Below are 16,184 nucleotides of genomic sequence, written 5' to 3'. Positions count from 1 at the left end.
GGCCGCCGGGCAGGGGAACGATCAGCTGGCCAGCCAGATCTGGTGCTTCGCGCCCTTGCCGGGGCGGTGGGCGCGCACGGTGACCTCCTCGACCAGCAGGCCGATACGGCGCAGCCGCTCGGTGAAGGCCGGATCCTGCCCCGCCGACCAGACCGCCAGCACCCCGTCGGGGCGCAGCGCCTGCTGGGCCGCGGCGAGCCCCCGGGGGGAATAGAGCCAGTCGTTCTCGCGACGCGTCAGCCCCTCGGGGCCGTTATCCACGTCGAGCATGATGGCATCGAAGCCGCCGGGCTCGGCGCGCAGCAGCTCGCCCACGTCGCCCAGGCTGACCCGGGCACGGGGATCGTCGAGGGGCCGCCCGGCGGCCGCCCCGAGCGGGCCGCGATTCCACTCCACCACGCCCGGGACCAGCTCGGCGACGACCACCTCGGCATCCTCGCCAAGCGTCGCCAGGGCCGCGGCCAGGGTGAACCCCATCCCCAGGCCGCCGACCAACACGCGTGCCCCGGGCCGCTCGGCGACGCGCCGGCAGGCCAGCTCTCCCAGGGCATCCTCGGAGCCGTGCAGTCGCGTGTTCATCAGGTCACCCGGCGCGCCGACGATGCGGATGGAGAACTCGTCATTGCGCTGCAGCAAGCGCAGCCGGGTGCCCTGGCCGGGAATGCTCGCTGTGCCGATCTCTTCGAATTTGGCCATGCTGTCTCGCTGTCACGGGAATAAATCGACCACCGGAATGGCGCCGAAAGCGCGCATTATGCGCGGCCCGCCAGCGACTTGCCATGCGGGCGTCACTCCTGCTTGTGCGCCAGCGCCATCAGGTAGAGCGCCAGCGCCAGGGCCAGCACCGAGAGCGCCAGGTAGATGGCATCGAGCGGGGTGTCGAAGCTGATCCCCACCACCGCGCGGAAGAACTCGATGATCACCGCCAGGATCACTACCCGGGCGATCTTGTCCTTGAGCTGATCGAGGGAGCTGACGTTGAACGGATGGTGGGGATCGCGCCCCTCGGCGGGCTCGATACGCGAGACGAAGAGCTTGTAGACGCCCAGCGCGAAGATCATCAGCACCAGGGCGATCAGATAGATGTCCACGGCCACGATGATATCGGTGACCACGGTCTTGTGGATGTCGGCGCCACCGCTGAGGTAGTGGCGCCAGGTATCGGCCAGGATCGAGAGCACGTCCAGGCTGGCGATGATGAACAGCACCAGCGCCCCCAGCAGCGCCGGGATCACGGCCATCAGCACCATCAGACGCGAGTGCCACAGGAAGGCCTCGAAGCGTCGCTCGAGCTGGCTGCGGCGCTTCGGGGGCCGGGGAGCGGGGCGGTGTTCGGGTTCCATGACGGACGTCTCCTCGATGACGGGCGGTCGGCCGACGCGATTGTCGCCAAACATTTGACCCAGGCGCGAAGGATACCCCTATGATGACGCAGGCACACTGGCACGGCAGCCCCGATGACGTCACCCCCCGAAGCCTCCCGACAGTCACTCCTCTCCCTGCTGCCGCTGACGCTGCAGTTCCTCTGGCGCGTGCTGTGTGCCTTCCTGCGCAACCGCGGCATCCTGCTGGCCGGGGGCGTCGGCTACAACATCCTGCTCTCCATCGTGCCGCTGTTCGCGCTGATGGTCGTGCTGCTGGCCGGCGTGGTCGACCAGCAGCACCTGCTCGAGGTACTGACCATCCAGGCGCGCCATCTGGCGCCCGCCCACGCGGAGGTGCTGCTCGACGCCGTGCGCACCCTGCTCGACTCCCGCGACGTGATCGGCATCCTGGGCTTTCCCGTGCTGCTGCTGTTCAGCTCCTTCGCCTTTCGCATGCTCGAGGATGCCCTGGCGATCATCTTCCATGCCCCCGACACCCACCACTCCCATCGCCGCCTGTGGGTCTCGGTGGCGCTGCCCTACGCCTTCATGCTGGTGCTCGGCGCGGGCCTGCTGGCCCTGACCCTGCTGGTCAGCCTGGTCAGCTCGATGAATGCCCTGTGGCTGACGCTGTTCGAGCGCAACCTTCCCCTGGCCGGTCTGTCCGGGCCGATGCTCAACCTGACCAGCTTCCTGGGCGTCTTCCTGCTGTTCAGCGCCATCTACAAGGTGCTGCCGGTGGTCACCATCGCCCTGCGTCGCGCCGTGGTGGGGGGCTTCGTCGCCGCCCTGCTGTGGGAGGGCGTGCGCCTGCTGCTGGTGTTCTATTTCGCCAACATCTCGCTGGTCAATGCGGTCTACGGCTCCCTGGCGACCCTGGTCGTGGTGCTGATCAGCCTGGAGGTGGGCGCCATCATCCTGCTGCTCGGCGCCCAGGTGATCGCCGAGCTGGAACGCAACGCCCGTCAGGGCCTGGCCTGGCATATCGACCCGCGTCGCCAGGCGGTGACCCACGTGGATTGACGCCCTCGCGGAGATGATCGCTTGGCATCTGGCGTGGCACGGAAGCGAGCCAGGCCAAGCGGTGCCACGGTTCAGAAGGTGGAGAGCCCGGTGGCCTCCATGATCCGATAGCGCCACCGCTGCCAGGTCGAGGCGTCATCATGGGCCGCGAAGGGCTCGCTGGTGATCCGCTGGGGGGTCGAGTGCCAGCGACGCGAGAAGAAGGCCGCCGCGTCGATGAGGGCCTCGGTGCCAACGGGGCCCACCAGGCGCACGCTGGTCTCCAGGTTCAGGTCGTCCAGGTTGCGCCGGGTAAAGTTGGCCGAGCCCAGGATCAGCTCGGCCTCGCCAGCGGCCCCGGCGGGTCGACGCAGCAGCAGCTTGCTGTGGCACTGCTCGCCCTGGGTGGCGCACCAGCGCACCGGCACTCCGGCGGCATGCAGCTCGTGGGCCACCGGTCGGTTGGGGATGCCGCCCTTCTCTATGCCGAAGGCGTCGCGATTGGGATCGAGCAGCACCCGCAAGGCCACGCCGCGCCGCTGAGCCGCCACCAGCGCCTCGATCAGCTCCCGATGCGAGAGGTAGAAGACGGCGATATCCAGCCGATCGCCCGGCTCGCTTGCCTCGATGGCCGCCAGCAGCGCCTCGCGGATGGCCCCCTCGGTGAGCACCTGCACCCTTGCGCCCTCGACCGGCGTCGGCGCAGCGCCCGGCGCCTCGGGACCCGGCAAGCGTACCCCCGACCAGCTCGCCACCGAGCGCTCCGAGGCCAGCAGGTCCAGCGCCGCCGCTCCCTCGAAGCGCAGCGCCACGTTGCCGTGCCGGCTGCTGGCATCATGGGGGTTGGCCGAGGTGACCAGTCCCGTCCAGCCCTCTCCCCGATCGACGACCAGGGTCTTGCGATGGTTGGCGTTGAAGTTGAGCAGGGTCAGGTAGCTGCGCAACGGCACCTGCCCCGGTCCCAGGGGATTGGGCAGCCAGCCCCCGTCGTGGTGATTCCCGAGCCAGCGCGGCCCCAGGTGCCAGGCCCCCGACCAGAGCGGGTTGGAGGCCCGCAGCCGCGTCAGATCCGTGACGACCACCCTGACGCCGGCCTCGCGCAACCGCTCGAGATGCCCAGGCTCGAGACCGCCGTAGAGGGTGTTGAGCGGGTCGGTGATGACCACGGCCTCGAGCGTCGGACGCTGCGCCTTGCGCTCGACCAGGGCCGCGGTGAGCTCTGCCGACAGGGGCCGGAAGTCCTGGCCGTCGGCGGCGCCGGCAAAATCGTTGAACAGGAACATGTCCAGCACCACCAGGCGCTCGGCCTGGCCGATCAGCGCCATGACCTCGTCGAAGATCCGGCGACGGGCGTGTCGCTCACCGGACGGAGCGTACCAGGTCTCGTCGGCGAGAAAACGCACTGCCTCGACCGGGCGCTCGACAAAGGCACGGCCGAGCCCTTCCGGCAGCGGCTTGTAGCGCTGCCAGGCCCCCATGGCGAACCACGCCGCCAGCAGCGCCACCACGATCCAGGGCCACATGCGGCGCCTCCCCTTCCCTCGGTCTTTCACGCCGTCTCTCCCTCGGCTGCTTCCCGGGCGCTGCCTGCGCACCATGACGCCCTCCCCCTGCCTGCCGCCGAACGGGACGACATCCCGGCCAGCATAGCGAGCGGCCGTCGCCAACGCACGACGCACTGCGCCCGACCGGGGCCGGGCGCAGCAGACGGTGAGGGGGCGCCTCAGCTCTGGCGGTGACGCCGGCGACGTCGCACCAGACGCGTCAACGGCACCAGGGCCGCCAGCCCCAGGGCACTGATCGCCAGCACCGCCAGCATCGCCGGGCTGCCGGTATGGGCATGGACATCGGGGGCGCCGTGGCCCGAGTGCGCCAGGGCCAGAGGGGTCGAGAGCAGCAGGGTGGCGCCGAAGGCGACAGGAAGGGGCATCTTGGCCACGCGAAGGGTCATGGGGGGATCTCCTGGGTGTGAGGAAAACGAATATCGGAAAGCGTCAGGCGACGCTGGATCGAGCGCGTCGGCTCGTAGGGCGCTGGCCTCTCACGCGGGGGCGGCGTCGCGCCCGGTGGCGGTCGAGGGCATCGGGCGACGCTCGGGGAGCATGCCGCGGTCGAGGATGAAGGCGATGATCTCCTCCAGGCCGACGCCGTCGTAGAGGTTGGCGAAGACGAAGGGACGCTCGCCGCGCATCTTTCGCGAGTCCCGCTCCATGACCTCCAGCGAGGCGTGGACCTGGTCGGCGATGTCGATCTTGTTGATGATCAGCAGGTCCGACTTGGTGATGCCCGGCCCGCCCTTGCGCGGGATCTTGTCGCCGGCGGAGACGTCGATCACGTAGAGGGTCAGATCGGAGAGCTCCGGGCTGAAGGTCGCCGAGAGGTTGTCGCCGCCGGACTCCACCAGCACCAGCTCGAGCCCGGGATGGCGTGCCTGGAGCTCGTCGGTGGCCGCGAGGTTCATGGAGGCATCCTCGCGGATCGCCGTGTGCGGGCAGCCGCCGGTCTCCACGCCGAGGATCCGGTCCGCCGGCAGGGCCTCGTGCTCGAGCAGGAAGTCGGCATCCTCGCGGGTATAGATATCGTTGGTGACCACGGCGATGTCGTAGTGGTCGCGCAGGGCCCGGCAGAGCTGCTTGAGCAGGGCCGTCTTGCCGGAGCCCACCGGGCCGCCGACGCCGATTCGCAGGCAATGGGTCATGGTTCGTCTCCTTGATTCTGAACTGCTGGCTTCTGAACAGTCAGCTTCTGAACAGTCGTGAGTACTGGGTCTCGTGCAGGGCGCTGGCCAGGGCCAGCCCCGGCAGGGCCGGCCCCAGGGCGTCGTCCTCGAGCGCCAGGGCCTCGTCCACCGCGTCCACCAGCGCCGGACGCAATCGTTCCACCAGGCGCTGCGCCGCGGTATGGCCAAGCGGCAGGGCCTTGCAGGCCACCGCCAGCTGGTTCTCCAGCCAGGCCCAGGCGAAGCCCAGCAGCGCCTGTCGCACCGGCACGCCGCGCACGTGCGCCGTCCAGGCGAACACCGTGACGTAGCCGGGCTCGCTCGGCAGCGCCGGCGATTGGTTCGAGGGGCCACCGGGCAGCAGCGCGAGGCTCCCCAGCAGGCGCACCAGGGCGGCGCCCAGGCGGCGATCCTCGGCGGCGAGTTCCGCGGTCTCGCGATTGGCGGCGAGCCAGGCATCCCACTCGGCGATGGCCTCGCCGTCCGCCTCCTGCCAGGCCCGGCCGAGGCGAGCCAGCGCCGGCAGTTCGCAGCGGGTCAGGCCGTCCTCCAGCACCCCCTCTAGCCATTCGCCGAGGCTCGCCTCGTCCGACACCCAGCCCAGCTCGAAGGCGCTCTCGAGCCCTTGGGAGAAGGCGAAGGCGCCGATGGGCAGCGCCGGGCTGACCAGCTGCAGGAGTCCCAGCAGCGCCAGGTCATCGTCCCGGGCCGCCATCCCCGGCCCCTCAGTGGGCATGGTCATGGGCATGGCCGTGGTGATGAGAGTGTCCATGGCCCTCTCCGTCCTCGGCATGGGCGTGGGACGGGGCATGGGAATAGGCGCCCGGCTCGGGGTCGAAGGGCGCCCGATGATGCTCCAGGCGTGCCCCCAGCCGCTCGGCCAGGGCCTCGAGGACGTGATCCGGCGGGAAGCGCACGTAGCCGCCTTGACTTGATGACGCGTCTTCATCCTCGCCCAGCGCCAGCTGCACGTGGCGGTTGCCCAGGTGATAGGCGAGCCTCGCCAGGGGCAGGCCCGCCGCGGTGCGGGCAGTGACGACCGGTTCTACGGCGGCGCGGATGCGCACCACCTCGCCCCCCTCGGCGCGCAGCCCCTCCCCGTCGCGCAGCACCGGGCCCCGGTCGAGGAACAGGCCCAGCGCCTGCCCGGTGTCACTCTCGGCCTTGAGTCGGCCCAGCACGCGCTGCGCGTAGGGCAGCGTCAGGGTATCGCTGGCCTGGTCCGCCGCAATGGGGCCGAGGCGTTCGATCAATCTCAACATGTCAGGGTGTCCTGTTAATTGGATAGTCGGGGGCAGCAGCCGTCGACAGGCCGAATACCGCTGAGCCACCTCGCGCGACCGCTGGGGCTCCGGCCGAGACGACGCGGTCGATCTTCAGGGATGAAGATCGAGGAAAGCCGGCACAGGGAGGTGCCGTCTTTCCGACCGCGGGAGACCGGTCGGGGACCCGGGGTTTCGGGCGCGTGGCGTGGCGAACGCGGTGAACGGCCATGGCGATATGCCTCTCCTGCTTCAAAACAGGTGATAGCGCTGGGCGAGCGGCAACTCGGTGGCGGGCTCGCAGGTCAAGAGCTCGCCGTCGCAGCGCACCTCGTAGGTCTGCGGGTCGACGCTGAGCTCGGGGCAGGCGTCGTTGAGCTTCATGTCAGCCTTGCGCACGCCCCGCACGTCCCGACAGGCGCTGAGCGGGCTCTTCAGGCCGAGCCTCTCCTTGATCCCGGCCTCAAGCGACGCCTTGCTGACGAAAGTCAGGCGCGTCTGGCTCACCGCCCCGCCGAAGGCGCCGAACATCGGGCGGTAGTGCACTGGCTGGGGCGTGGGAATCGAGGCGTTGGGATCGCCCATGGGCGCCATGGCGATCATGCCGCCCTTGAGGATCAACGAGGGCTTGGAGGCAAAGAAGGCCGGCTTCCAGAGCACCAGGTCGGCGAGCTTGCCCACCTCGATGGAGCCCACCTCATGGCTCAGACCGTGGGTGATGGCGGGATTGATGGTGTACTTGGCGATGTAGCGCCGGGCGCGGACGTTGTCGGCGCCGCGCACCTCGTCCTCCGCCAGCAACCCGCGCTGGACCTTCATCTTGTGGGCGGTCTGCCAGGTCCGGCAGATCACCTCGCCGACCCGCCCCATGGCCTGGGAGTCCGAGGCGATCATCGAGATCACGCCCAGGTCCTGGAGGATGTCCTCGGCGGCGATGGTCTCGCGGCGGATGCGCGAGTCGGCGAAGGCCACGTCCTCGGGAATGTTGGGGTCCAGATGGTGGCACACCATCAGCATGTCGAGGTGCTCGTCGATGGTGTTAACGGTATAAGGCCGCGTCGGGTTGGTCGACGACGGCAGCACGTAGGGCTTGGCACAGGCGGTGAGGATGTCCGGCGCATGGCCGCCCCCGGCCCCCTCGGTGTGGTAGGTATGGATGCCGCGCTCCTTGAAGGCGGCCAGGGTGTCCTCGACGAAGCCCGACTCGTTGAGGGTGTCGGTATGGATCGCCACCTGGACGTCGTAGCGGTCCGCCACAGAGAGGCAGGCATCGATGGACGCCGGCGTGGTTCCCCAGTCCTCATGCAGCTTGAGGCCCATGGCACCGGCCTCGAGCTGGGCCTCCAGCGCCGCGGGCAGGCTGGCATTGCCCTTGCCGAGCAGGCCGATGTTCATGGGCAGATCGTCCACCGCCTGGAGCATCTTGCCGAGATGCCACTCCCCGGGGGTGCAGGTGGTGGCATTGGAGCCCGTGGCCGGCCCCGTGCCGCCGCCGAGCATGGTGGTGATGCCGCTGGCGAGCGCCTCCTCGACCTGCTGCGGGCAGATGAAGTGGATATGGGCATCGATGCCGCCGGCGGTGAGGATCTTGCCCTCCCCCGCGATCACCTCGGTGCCGGGGCCGATCACGATGGTGATGTCCGGCTGGGTATCGGGGTTGCCGGCCTTGCCGATGGCTTTGATGCGCCCGGCCTTCAGGCCCACGTCGGCCTTGACGATGCCCCACCAGTCGAGGATCAGGGCATTGGTGATCACGGTATCCATGACCGCCGCATCGTGACGCTGGCTCTGGCCCATGCCGTCGCGGATCACCTTGCCGCCGCCGAACTTCACCTCCTCGCCGTAGTGGGTGGCATCACGCTCCACCTCGATCCACAGCTCGGTGTCGCCCAGGCGCACCCGGTCGCCCACCGTAGGGCCGTACATGTCGGCATAGGCCTGACGGCTGATCTTCATGACGGTTCTCCCTGATCCGTGTCATCGGCTTGCGGGGATCGCGCGCCTTGCGCGGCCTCGGGCGCATTAGAAGGCGGCGCGGTGGATCGCGCTGCGTCGGGCGCGATAAGAAGCCGGCCCATGACGTCGCCACGAAAGCCGTAGATGCGCCGCTCCCCGACATAGGGGATCAGCGTCACCTCCCGCACCTGGCCGGGCTCGAAGCGGATCGCCGTGCCGGCGGCGACATCCAGACGCAGGCCCCGCGTGCGCACGCGATCGAAGCTCAGGGCCGGGTTGGCCTCGGCGAAGTGATAGTGGGAGCCGACCTGGATCGGCCGGTCGCCGGTGTTGGCGACCTCGACGGTGATGCGCTCGCGCTCTGCGCAAAGCTCGATCTCACCGTCCTGCAGCTGGTACTCACCGGGAATCATGGCGCGCTCCTTACACGATGGGCGTATGCACGGTGACGAGCTTGGTCCCGTCCGGAAAGGTGGCCTCGACCTGCACCTCGTCGACCATCTCCGCGACGCCCTCCATGACGTCATCGCGGGTCAGCACCTCGCGCCCATGGCTCATGAGCTCCGCCACGCTGCGCCCGTCGCGGGCGCCCTCGAGGATCTCGCAGCTGATCAGCGCGATCGCCTCGGGGTAGTTGAGCTTTAGGCCGCGGGCGCGCCGCCGCTCGGCCAGCAGGCCGGCGGTGAAGAGCAGCAGCTTGTCCTTGTCTCTGGGAGTCAGTTCCACGGGGCATCTCCATCGTGTAGGGCCATCAGGTCAACCAGATCCTCGGGGTGTGGGCCGGCCGGTCGAGCAGGCGCGGTCGCAGGATCTCCCAGGCCCGGCAACACAGCTGCCAGGCCTCGTTACGTTCCGCGCCCAAATAGCGCAGCAGCAACACGCCGTGGCGCACCGTCACCGCCCAGTGCGGGGAGCTCGGCAGGCCCTCGCGCAGCGCCTCCACGGCGCCCGCCTCATCCTCGAGCCCTACTGCCCAGAGCGTGGCCTGCACGCTGGCTCCGCCCTGCCCCCAGCGACCGGTGAAGCGCGGGTGGCGGGGATCCAGCGGCTGGCGCTCCAGCCACAGCGGTCGGCCGTTACGGGTGAGGTGGAAGCGCTGTTCGATGCGCCCGCTCTGGAAGGGCAGCTCACTCGCCGGGCGCCCCAGGGCCATCACTTCCCAACCGAGGCAGCGCGACGTCTCTCCCAGCGCGATGGTGGTGCACTGCTCGCCCCGGGAGCCGTCGAAGGCCAGGGTCTCCTGGGGCAGCCACTCGAGCACGCCCTGCTCGGCGACCTCGAGCCGGGTGTGCTGCCGCCAGGCGACGCCGTGGCTATCGGCTCGGTAGAGCTTGTTGGCGGCAGGGGTCGTCAGCAGGGCGTGGGCGCCCCGCGCGACCCGGGCGGTGATGGTCAGGGCGTCGCCGCTGACCAGGCCGCCGGGCGGATGCAGCAGGTAGGCGTGGCAGGCGCCCCGACGGCCCTCGGGGTGAAAGGGGCGCTGGACCCGCAGCGGCCCGAGATGGCGACAGCGCGTCATGCGCGTCACGCCGTCCCGGGGGGCGAAGGCCAGGTCCAGCGAAGCCGCCCAGTGGCGACCGGCATCGAAACGATGTCCGGAGGCCGGGAGGGGTGGCGTGAGTGTCGGAATGGCCGTCATGGCGGTCCGCCCTGTCAGGAAAGTGGCGAGTGCCCTGTCACTCGCAAAGCCTGTACCAGAACGGAAAACCCCAAGCTTTTTTCTTTTATTTCAATAATTTGTATTGTATACGCGGGAGCATCGCCCAATCGGCGGCGCACCAGAAAGGAGCAGTCAGATCCTGAGGCGCACCAGAAGCGACAGGGCCTGGGGGCAACCGTCCTTTTCTGGTGCATGGTCTGGTGCCGGGTCGAGTGAGCCCTAGGACCGCACGGCACGGGCTAGACGGTCAGATGCTCGCGGATCAGCGCCTCGGAGAGCTCGCCGATCTCACCACGCGCCACGGGGCGCCCTCGATCCATGATCGCGAAGCGGTCGGCGTACTGGCGGGCGAAGGGCAGCTTCTGTTCCACCAGCAGCACCGTCAGGCCATCTTCGCGGATCAGCCGGCGGATCACCTCGCCGATTTGGGTGACGATGTTGGGCTGGATGCCCTCCCCCGGCTCGTCGAGGATCAGCAGCCTTGGCTCGAGCACCAGCGCCCGGCCGATGGCCAGCTGCTGCTGCTGGCCTCCGGAGAGGTCGCCCCCGCGGCGGTGCTTCATCTCCTCGAGCACCGGAAAGAGCTCATAGACCCGCTCGGGAATGCGCTTGAGGCCATCGCCGCGCGCCGCGAGGCCGGTGCGCAGGTTCTCCTCGACGGTCAGCAGCGGGAAGATCTGGCGCCCCTGGGGCACGTAGCCGATGCCCAGCCGCGGGCGATCCTCGACCCGGCGACGGGTCAGCTCCACGTCGTCGGCATAGCGGATGTGGCCGGCGGCCACCGCCACCTCGCCCATGATCGCCTTCATCAGGGTGGTCTTGCCCACGCCGTTGCGCCCCATCACGCAGCTGCACTGGCCGGCGGGCACCTCGAGGTTCAGGTCCCAGAGGGTGTGGCTCTCGCCGTAGTACTGGTCGAGTGACTCGATCGTGAGCATCAGGCGGCCTCCTCGTCGGGGTCGGCGCCCAGGTAGACCTCGACGACCCGGGGGTCGCTGGCGACCTCGTCCATGCTGCCCTCGGCCAGCACGCTGCCCTGGTGCAGCACCGTCACCGTGCGGGCGATGGAGCGCACGAAGCCCATGTCATGCTCGACCACCACCACGGACTGCTTGCCCTTGCCGGCGAGCCCGGTGAGCAGCTCGGCGGTGCGCTCCATCTCCTGCTCGGTCATGCCGGCGACCGGCTCGTCGACCAGCAGCAGCCGGGGGCGCTGCATCAGCAGCATGCCGATCTCCAGCCACTGCTTCTGGCCGTGGGAGAGGATGCCGGCCGGACGCTGGCGACACTCGACGAGCCCGACGGTGGCGAGCACCTCCTCGATGCGATCGCGAATCTCGCCGGTCAGGCGCGCGGTGAGGGTGGGCAGGATCCGCTTGTCGGCGGCCATGGCGAGCTCCAGGTTCTCGAACACCGTCAGGGCCTCGAAGACCGTGGGCTTCTGGAACTTGCGCCCGATGCCGAGACTCGCGATCTCGGGCTCGCTCTTGGCCAGCAGGTCATGGCGGCTGCCGAACCACACCGAGCCGCTGTCGGGGCGGGTCTTGCCGGTGATGATGTCCATCATGGTGGTCTTGCCGGCGCCGTTGGGGCCGATGATGCAGCGTAGCTCGCCGTCGTCGATGGTCAGGTCGAGGGCGTCGATCGCCTTGAAGCCATCGAAGCTGACGGTCACGCCGTCCAGGTAGAGGATCGGGCCGTGGCGCACGTCCACCGGCGAGGCCGCCGGCACCAGGAAGTCGAAGACCCGGTCACGGTCGGCGAAGGAGTTCAGGAAGTTCATGCCGAGGCCTCCCTGGGCGCAGTGGGTTCGGGGGATGACGGGCGTGTCGAGGGTCGGCGGCGCAGGCGATAGGCCAGCAGGCCGGCGATGCCCTTGGGCAGCAGGACCGTGACCAGCACGAACATGCCGCCCAGGGCGAACAGCCAGGCATCCGGCATCGCCCCGGTGAACACCGTCTTGGCGTAGTTGACCAGCAGCGCGCCGATCACCGCGCCGTAGAGGGTGCCGCGTCCGCCCAGCGCCACCCACAGCACGATCTCGATGGAGAAGATCGGCGAGAACTCGCCGGGGTTGATGATGCCCACCTGGGGCACGTAGAGCGCCCCGGCGACCCCGGCCAGCATCGCCGAGACCACGAAGACGAACAGCTGGAAGCGCTCCACCCGATAGCCGAGAAAGCGCGTGCGCGCCTCGGCGTCGCGGGTCGCCACGCAGACGCGACCGAGCTTGCTGGCGACGATCGCCCGGCACAGCACGTACCCCAGGGCCAGGGCCACGCCGGTGGCCAGGAACAGTCCCAGCCGGGTGGCGTCGCTGCGCAGGTCGAAGCCCAGCAGCTCCTTGAAGTCCGTCAGGCCGTTGTTGCCGCCGAAGCCCATCTCGTTGCGGAAGAAGGCCAGCATCAGCGCGAAGGTCAGGGCCTGGGTGATGATCGAGAGATAGACCCCGGTGACCCGCGACCGGAAGGCCAAAAAGCCGAACACCAGCGCCAGCAGCCCCGGGGCCAGCAGCACCATCAAGAAGGCGAACCCGGGCATGTCGAAGCCCAGCCAGTACCAGGGCAGCGCGTCCCAGTCGAGGAAGACCATGAAGTCCGGCAGCACTGGGTCGCCATAGACGCCGCGATCGCCGATCTGGCGCATCAGGTACATGCCCATGGCATAGCCGCCCAGGGCGAAGAAGGCGCCGTGCCCGAGACTCAGGATGCCCAGATACCCCCACACCAGGTCCACGGCCACCGCCAGCAGCGCATAGCTCAGGTACTTGCCGAGCAGCGTCACGGTGTAGGTGGAGACGTGCAGCGGATGCTCCGCCGGCAGCGCCAGGTTGAGCAGCGTCACCGCGGCCAGGGCCGTGAGCAGGATGCCCAGGAAGAGCTGTGTCGCACGTTCGTAAAACGGTCTTGTGAGCCACATGGCGAATCAGCCCTCCGCGGCCCGGCCCTTCTGCGGAAAGAGTCCGCGGGGGCGCTTCTGGATGAACAGGATGATGAAGACGAGCACCAGGATCTTGGCCAGCACGGCCCCGGCCCAGGGCTCGAGCACCTGGTTGATGACGCCCAGCGACAGCCCGGCCACCAGGGTGCCCCAGAGGTTCCCCACCCCACCGAACACCACCACCATGAAGGAGTCGATGATGTAGTTCTGGCCGAGGTTGGGCCCGACGTTGGTCAGCTGCGAGAGCGCCACGCCGGCGAGTCCCGCCACGCCGGAACCCAGCGCAAAGGTCAGGATGTCCACCCGGGTCGCGCGGATGCCCATGGCACGGGCCATCGCCCGGTTCTGGGTCACGGCCCGCACCTCGAGGCCGAGGCGGGTGCGCCGCATCACAAGCCAAAGGCCGGCGAAGACCAGCAGCGCGAAGCCCAGCACGACGAGGCGGTTCAGGGTCAGCGACAACCCCTCGTTGATCATCAGCGAGCCGCTCATCCACTCCGGGGTGACCACGGTGCGGTTGAGCGGCGAGATGACGGTACGCACCAGCTGCTGGAGGATCAGGCTGACGCCGAAGGTGGCGAGCAGGGTCTCCAGCGGTCGTCCCTTGAGGAACTGGATCACGCCGCGCTCGATGGCGATGCCGGCCAGCGCCGCGACCAGGAAGCCGGCGGGAATGGCCAGCAGCAGCGCCAGGCCGGGTTGGCCGGGCAGCAGCTGCTGCACCGCCCAGGTGGTGTAGGCGCCGAGCATCATCAGCTCGCCGTGGGCCATGTTGATCACCCCCATCACGCCGAAGGTGATGGCCAGACCGATCGCCGCCAGCACCAGCACCGAGCCCAGCGACAGGCCGAAGTAGAGCGTCTCCAGACCGCGATTGAGCCTGAGCTTCTGCTCGATATCGGCGAGCGCCCCGCTGGCGGCCTCGGCGAGGGCGGGATCATCGCTGCGCGCGGCGGCACTGAGGGCCGCCCGGGCCTCGGGGTTGAGGCTGCCCGCCAGCAGCTCGATCGCCGCGTCGTCGCCCTGCTCGAGCCGGTGAATCGCCAGCCCCTGCGCCAGCAGGCGGGCGACCTCGGCGTCGCCTTCCTCCTCGAGCACGCCCTCGAGCGGCGCCACCATGGCCGCGCCGACCCGCCCCAGCAGGTCGCGGGCGGCCTCGCGGCGGGCGCCTGCGTCATCCACCCGCAGGTCGAGCACCGCGAGGGTGCTCTGCAGCCGGCCGCGCAGCGCATTGTTGATCCCGATGCGATCCAGCTCACGCCGCGACATCTCGCCGGCGGGCTCGAAGTTCAGGGCATCCTCGACGGGCCAGTGCCGCCCCCGGTTCTCGAGCACCACCACGAAGCGACCGGTCTCCTTGTGACGCTGGAGCTTGCCGTCCAGCAGGGCCTCGAGCCAGCGCCGGGTGCGCGGGTCGCCGCTGGCGGCGAGCGCCTCGATGGCCTCGCCCTTGTCGGCGTAGGCGCGGGTATCGAGGGCCTCGAGCAGCGCCTGGCCGTCGTCGTCGGGTGCGGCCAGGGCCGCCGGTGCGGCAAGCGCGACGACGGCCAGGCACAGCAAACCTCTCACGAGGGAGCGAATCTTCCTCATGACCATGTCCTGTCGGTAAGGGGGAAGACCCCGGGCCGCGGATGCGGCCCGGGGAGCGGCTTACTCGGCCGAGGCCACCTCGGCCTCGCCACCGCCACAGCGATTCTCGACGACGTTGTAGTTGCCGCAGGCGAGCGGCGCGCGCCAGTCGCTGATCAGATCCTTGGAGCCTTCCAGGTAGTCGGACCAGGCGTCCCCGGCCACGGTGGAGGGGGTCTCCCAGACGATGGAGAACTGGCCGTTGTCCTGGATCTCGCCGATCAGCACCGGCTTGGTGATGTGGTGGTTGGGCATCATCGCCGCGTAGCCGCCGGTGAGATTGGGCACGCTGACGCCGATGATGGCGTCCTTGACCGCATCGACCTCGGTGGTCCCGGCCTTGCGGACCGCCTCGGCCCACATGTTGAAGCCGATGTAGTGCGCTTCCATGGGATCGTTGGTCACCGCCATCTCGTCGCCGGTGTACTCGATCCAGGCGTCGATGAAGTCGTAGTTGGCGTCGGTGTCGACGCTCATGAAGTAGTTCCAGGCGGCGAGGTGGCCGACCAGCGGCGCGGTGTCGATGCCGGTGAGCTCCTGCTCGCCCACCGAGAAGGCCACCACCGGGATGTCGGCGGCATTGATGCCCTGGTTGCCCAGCTCCCGATAGAACGGCACGTTGGCATCGCCGTTGATGGTCGAGACCACCGCGGTCTTCTTGCCCTCGCTGCCGAACGCCTTGATCTCGGAGACGATGTTCTGCCAGTCGGAGTGGCCGAAGGGGGTGTAGTTGACCATGATGTCCGCCGCGTCCACGCCGTGCCCCTCGAGGTAGGCCTCGAGGATCTTGTTGGTGGTGCGCGGATAGACGTAGTCGGTGCCGGCCAGCACCCAGCGCTCGACGCCCACCTCGTTCATCAGGTAGTTGACGGCGGGGATCGCCTGCTGATTGGGCGCCGCCCCGGTGTAGAAGACGTTCTCGGAGGACTCCTCACCCTCGTACTGCACAGGGTAGAAGAGCAGGCCGTTGAGCTCCTCGACCACCGGCAGCACCGACTTGCGCGACACCGAGGTCCAGTTGCCGAAGATCACGTCGACCTCCTGCTGGGAGAGCAGCTCGCGAGCCTTCTCGGCGAACAGCGGCCAGTCGGAGGCCGGATCCACCACCACGGCCTCCAGTTGGCGACCCAGCAGGCCGCCCTCGGCGTTCTGGCGCTCGATGAGCATCTCGACGGTGTCCTTGAGCACCGTCTCGCTGATGGCCATGGTGCCGGAGAGCGAGTGCAGGATGCCGACCTTGATCGGGTCCTCCTGGGCCAGGGCGGGGGCGGCCACCCCCAGACTCAGGAGAGACGCGGCCAACCAGCGGGGGGAACGGGAAGCGGATGACGGAATCATGGGAACTCCTTGCGGGCGATGTTGTTGTCGATCTGTCCAGCGCAGGAGGACATCGCGAACGATGCCTCTGGCCTGTCATCGCAAGGGGTGTGCCACTTCCAGAGGCTGCCGAGTTTTGCTCAACGAATCAGTCTATTGGCAGAAGCTCAACAAGGGGCGGCGGCCACCGCCGGGGCTCGACGAGGGGCGGGCGCCCGGCGCGACGCCCCATCATCGTCCGCCCCCATGGTGCAACGCACCATCGCGGGGCGAGGCGGCCGGACACGAGACGGGGGCGCCGGCCAGGCCGGCGCCCCCGTGGGACACGCGCAACG

Annotated in this window: 17 protein-coding genes; 1 reads left to right on the top strand and 16 read right to left on the bottom strand. The window is 69.1% G+C overall.

Annotation, left to right across the window (positions count from 1 at the left end; genetic code table 11):
- Positions 1-21 precede the first annotated feature (21 nt).
- The gene (locus ACGTNG_RS05895; protein WP_394576072.1) at positions 22-696 is read right to left on the bottom strand and encodes a spermidine synthase; all 675 of its coding nucleotides are present in this window, start codon (positions 694-696) and stop codon (positions 22-24) included.
- 92 nt (positions 697-788) lie between these two features.
- On the bottom strand, positions 789-1,343 hold the full coding sequence (locus ACGTNG_RS05890) for a YqhA family protein (RefSeq protein WP_394576071.1): 555 nt from the start codon (positions 1,341-1,343) through the stop codon (positions 789-791).
- 114 nt (positions 1,344-1,457) lie between these two features.
- Between ACGTNG_RS05890 and ACGTNG_RS05885 the strand changes: the two genes are divergently transcribed.
- Complete coding sequence (locus tag ACGTNG_RS05885) at positions 1,458-2,387, top strand: YihY/virulence factor BrkB family protein (protein WP_394576070.1); 930 nt, start codon at positions 1,458-1,460, stop codon at positions 2,385-2,387.
- 71 nt (positions 2,388-2,458) lie between these two features.
- On the opposite strand, the gene ACGTNG_RS05880 is transcribed toward ACGTNG_RS05885, so the two are convergent.
- From ACGTNG_RS05880 to urtA, 14 genes are all read right to left on the bottom strand, one after another.
- Positions 2,459-3,889, bottom strand: coding sequence for a phospholipase D family protein (locus ACGTNG_RS05880; RefSeq protein WP_394576069.1), 1,431 nt, complete (start codon positions 3,887-3,889; stop codon positions 2,459-2,461).
- Positions 3,890-4,089: 200 nt separating this feature from the next.
- Positions 4,090-4,317, bottom strand: a complete 228-nt coding sequence (locus ACGTNG_RS05875; protein WP_394576068.1) for a hypothetical protein — start codon at positions 4,315-4,317, stop codon at positions 4,090-4,092.
- Between the two features lie 90 nt (positions 4,318-4,407).
- Positions 4,408-5,064 carry an urease accessory protein UreG gene (ureG, locus tag ACGTNG_RS05870; protein WP_394576067.1) on the bottom strand — a complete coding sequence of 219 codons (657 nt, stop codon included), beginning with the start codon at positions 5,062-5,064 and terminating at the stop codon, positions 4,408-4,410.
- A gap of 40 nt (positions 5,065-5,104) precedes the next feature.
- Positions 5,105-5,821, bottom strand: a complete 717-nt coding sequence (locus ACGTNG_RS05865) for an urease accessory protein UreF (RefSeq protein ID WP_394576180.1) — start codon at positions 5,819-5,821, stop codon at positions 5,105-5,107.
- Positions 5,811-6,347 (bottom strand): urease accessory protein UreE, encoded by a 537-nt coding sequence (locus ACGTNG_RS05860; RefSeq protein ID WP_394576066.1) that lies wholly within the window; start codon positions 6,345-6,347, stop codon positions 5,811-5,813. Before ACGTNG_RS05860 ends, ACGTNG_RS05865 begins: the two co-directional genes overlap by 11 nt.
- A gap of 252 nt (positions 6,348-6,599) precedes the next feature.
- The gene (ureC, locus tag ACGTNG_RS05855) at positions 6,600-8,303 is read right to left on the bottom strand and encodes an urease subunit alpha (RefSeq protein WP_394576065.1); all 1,704 of its coding nucleotides are present in this window, start codon (positions 8,301-8,303) and stop codon (positions 6,600-6,602) included.
- The gene (locus ACGTNG_RS05850) at positions 8,300-8,716 is read right to left on the bottom strand and encodes an urease subunit beta (RefSeq protein ID WP_394576064.1); all 417 of its coding nucleotides are present in this window, start codon (positions 8,714-8,716) and stop codon (positions 8,300-8,302) included. The genes ureC and ACGTNG_RS05850 overlap by 4 nt, the downstream gene beginning before the upstream one ends.
- A 10-nt stretch (positions 8,717-8,726) precedes the next feature.
- Complete coding sequence (gene ureA / locus ACGTNG_RS05845) at positions 8,727-9,029, bottom strand: urease subunit gamma (RefSeq protein ID WP_394576063.1); 303 nt, start codon at positions 9,027-9,029, stop codon at positions 8,727-8,729.
- A 25-nt stretch (positions 9,030-9,054) separates the two neighbouring features.
- Positions 9,055-9,942 carry an urease accessory protein UreD gene (locus ACGTNG_RS05840; protein WP_394576062.1) on the bottom strand — a complete coding sequence of 296 codons (888 nt, stop codon included), beginning with the start codon at positions 9,940-9,942 and terminating at the stop codon, positions 9,055-9,057.
- Positions 9,943-10,202: 260 nt separating this feature from the next.
- A complete protein-coding gene (gene urtE / locus ACGTNG_RS05835) occupies positions 10,203-10,901 on the bottom strand; it encodes an urea ABC transporter ATP-binding subunit UrtE (protein ID WP_394576061.1) in 699 nt (232 codons plus the stop codon).
- Positions 10,901-11,746, bottom strand: a complete 846-nt coding sequence (urtD, locus tag ACGTNG_RS05830) for an urea ABC transporter ATP-binding protein UrtD (protein WP_394576060.1) — start codon at positions 11,744-11,746, stop codon at positions 10,901-10,903. Before urtD ends, urtE begins: the two co-directional genes overlap by 1 nt.
- Complete coding sequence (urtC, locus tag ACGTNG_RS05825) at positions 11,743-12,882, bottom strand: urea ABC transporter permease subunit UrtC (RefSeq protein ID WP_394576059.1); 1,140 nt, start codon at positions 12,880-12,882, stop codon at positions 11,743-11,745. Before urtC ends, urtD begins: the two co-directional genes overlap by 4 nt.
- A gap of 6 nt (positions 12,883-12,888) precedes the next feature.
- The gene (gene urtB / locus ACGTNG_RS05820) at positions 12,889-14,493 is read right to left on the bottom strand and encodes an urea ABC transporter permease subunit UrtB (RefSeq protein ID WP_394576058.1); all 1,605 of its coding nucleotides are present in this window, start codon (positions 14,491-14,493) and stop codon (positions 12,889-12,891) included.
- 60 nt (positions 14,494-14,553) lie between these two features.
- Positions 14,554-15,870: an urea ABC transporter substrate-binding protein gene (gene urtA / locus ACGTNG_RS05815; protein WP_394576057.1), complete on the bottom strand. Its 1,317-nt coding sequence runs from the start codon at positions 15,868-15,870 to the stop codon at positions 14,554-14,556.
- Positions 15,871-16,184: the final 314 nt, after the last annotated feature.

The sequence above is a fragment of the Halomonas sp. B23F22_3 genome, assembly GCF_043496965.1.
GTDB lineage: Bacteria > Pseudomonadota > Gammaproteobacteria > Pseudomonadales > Halomonadaceae > Halomonas.
The sequence above is the reverse complement of the archived record's forward strand: the minus strand, read 5'-3'. Positions and strand labels throughout refer to the sequence as shown.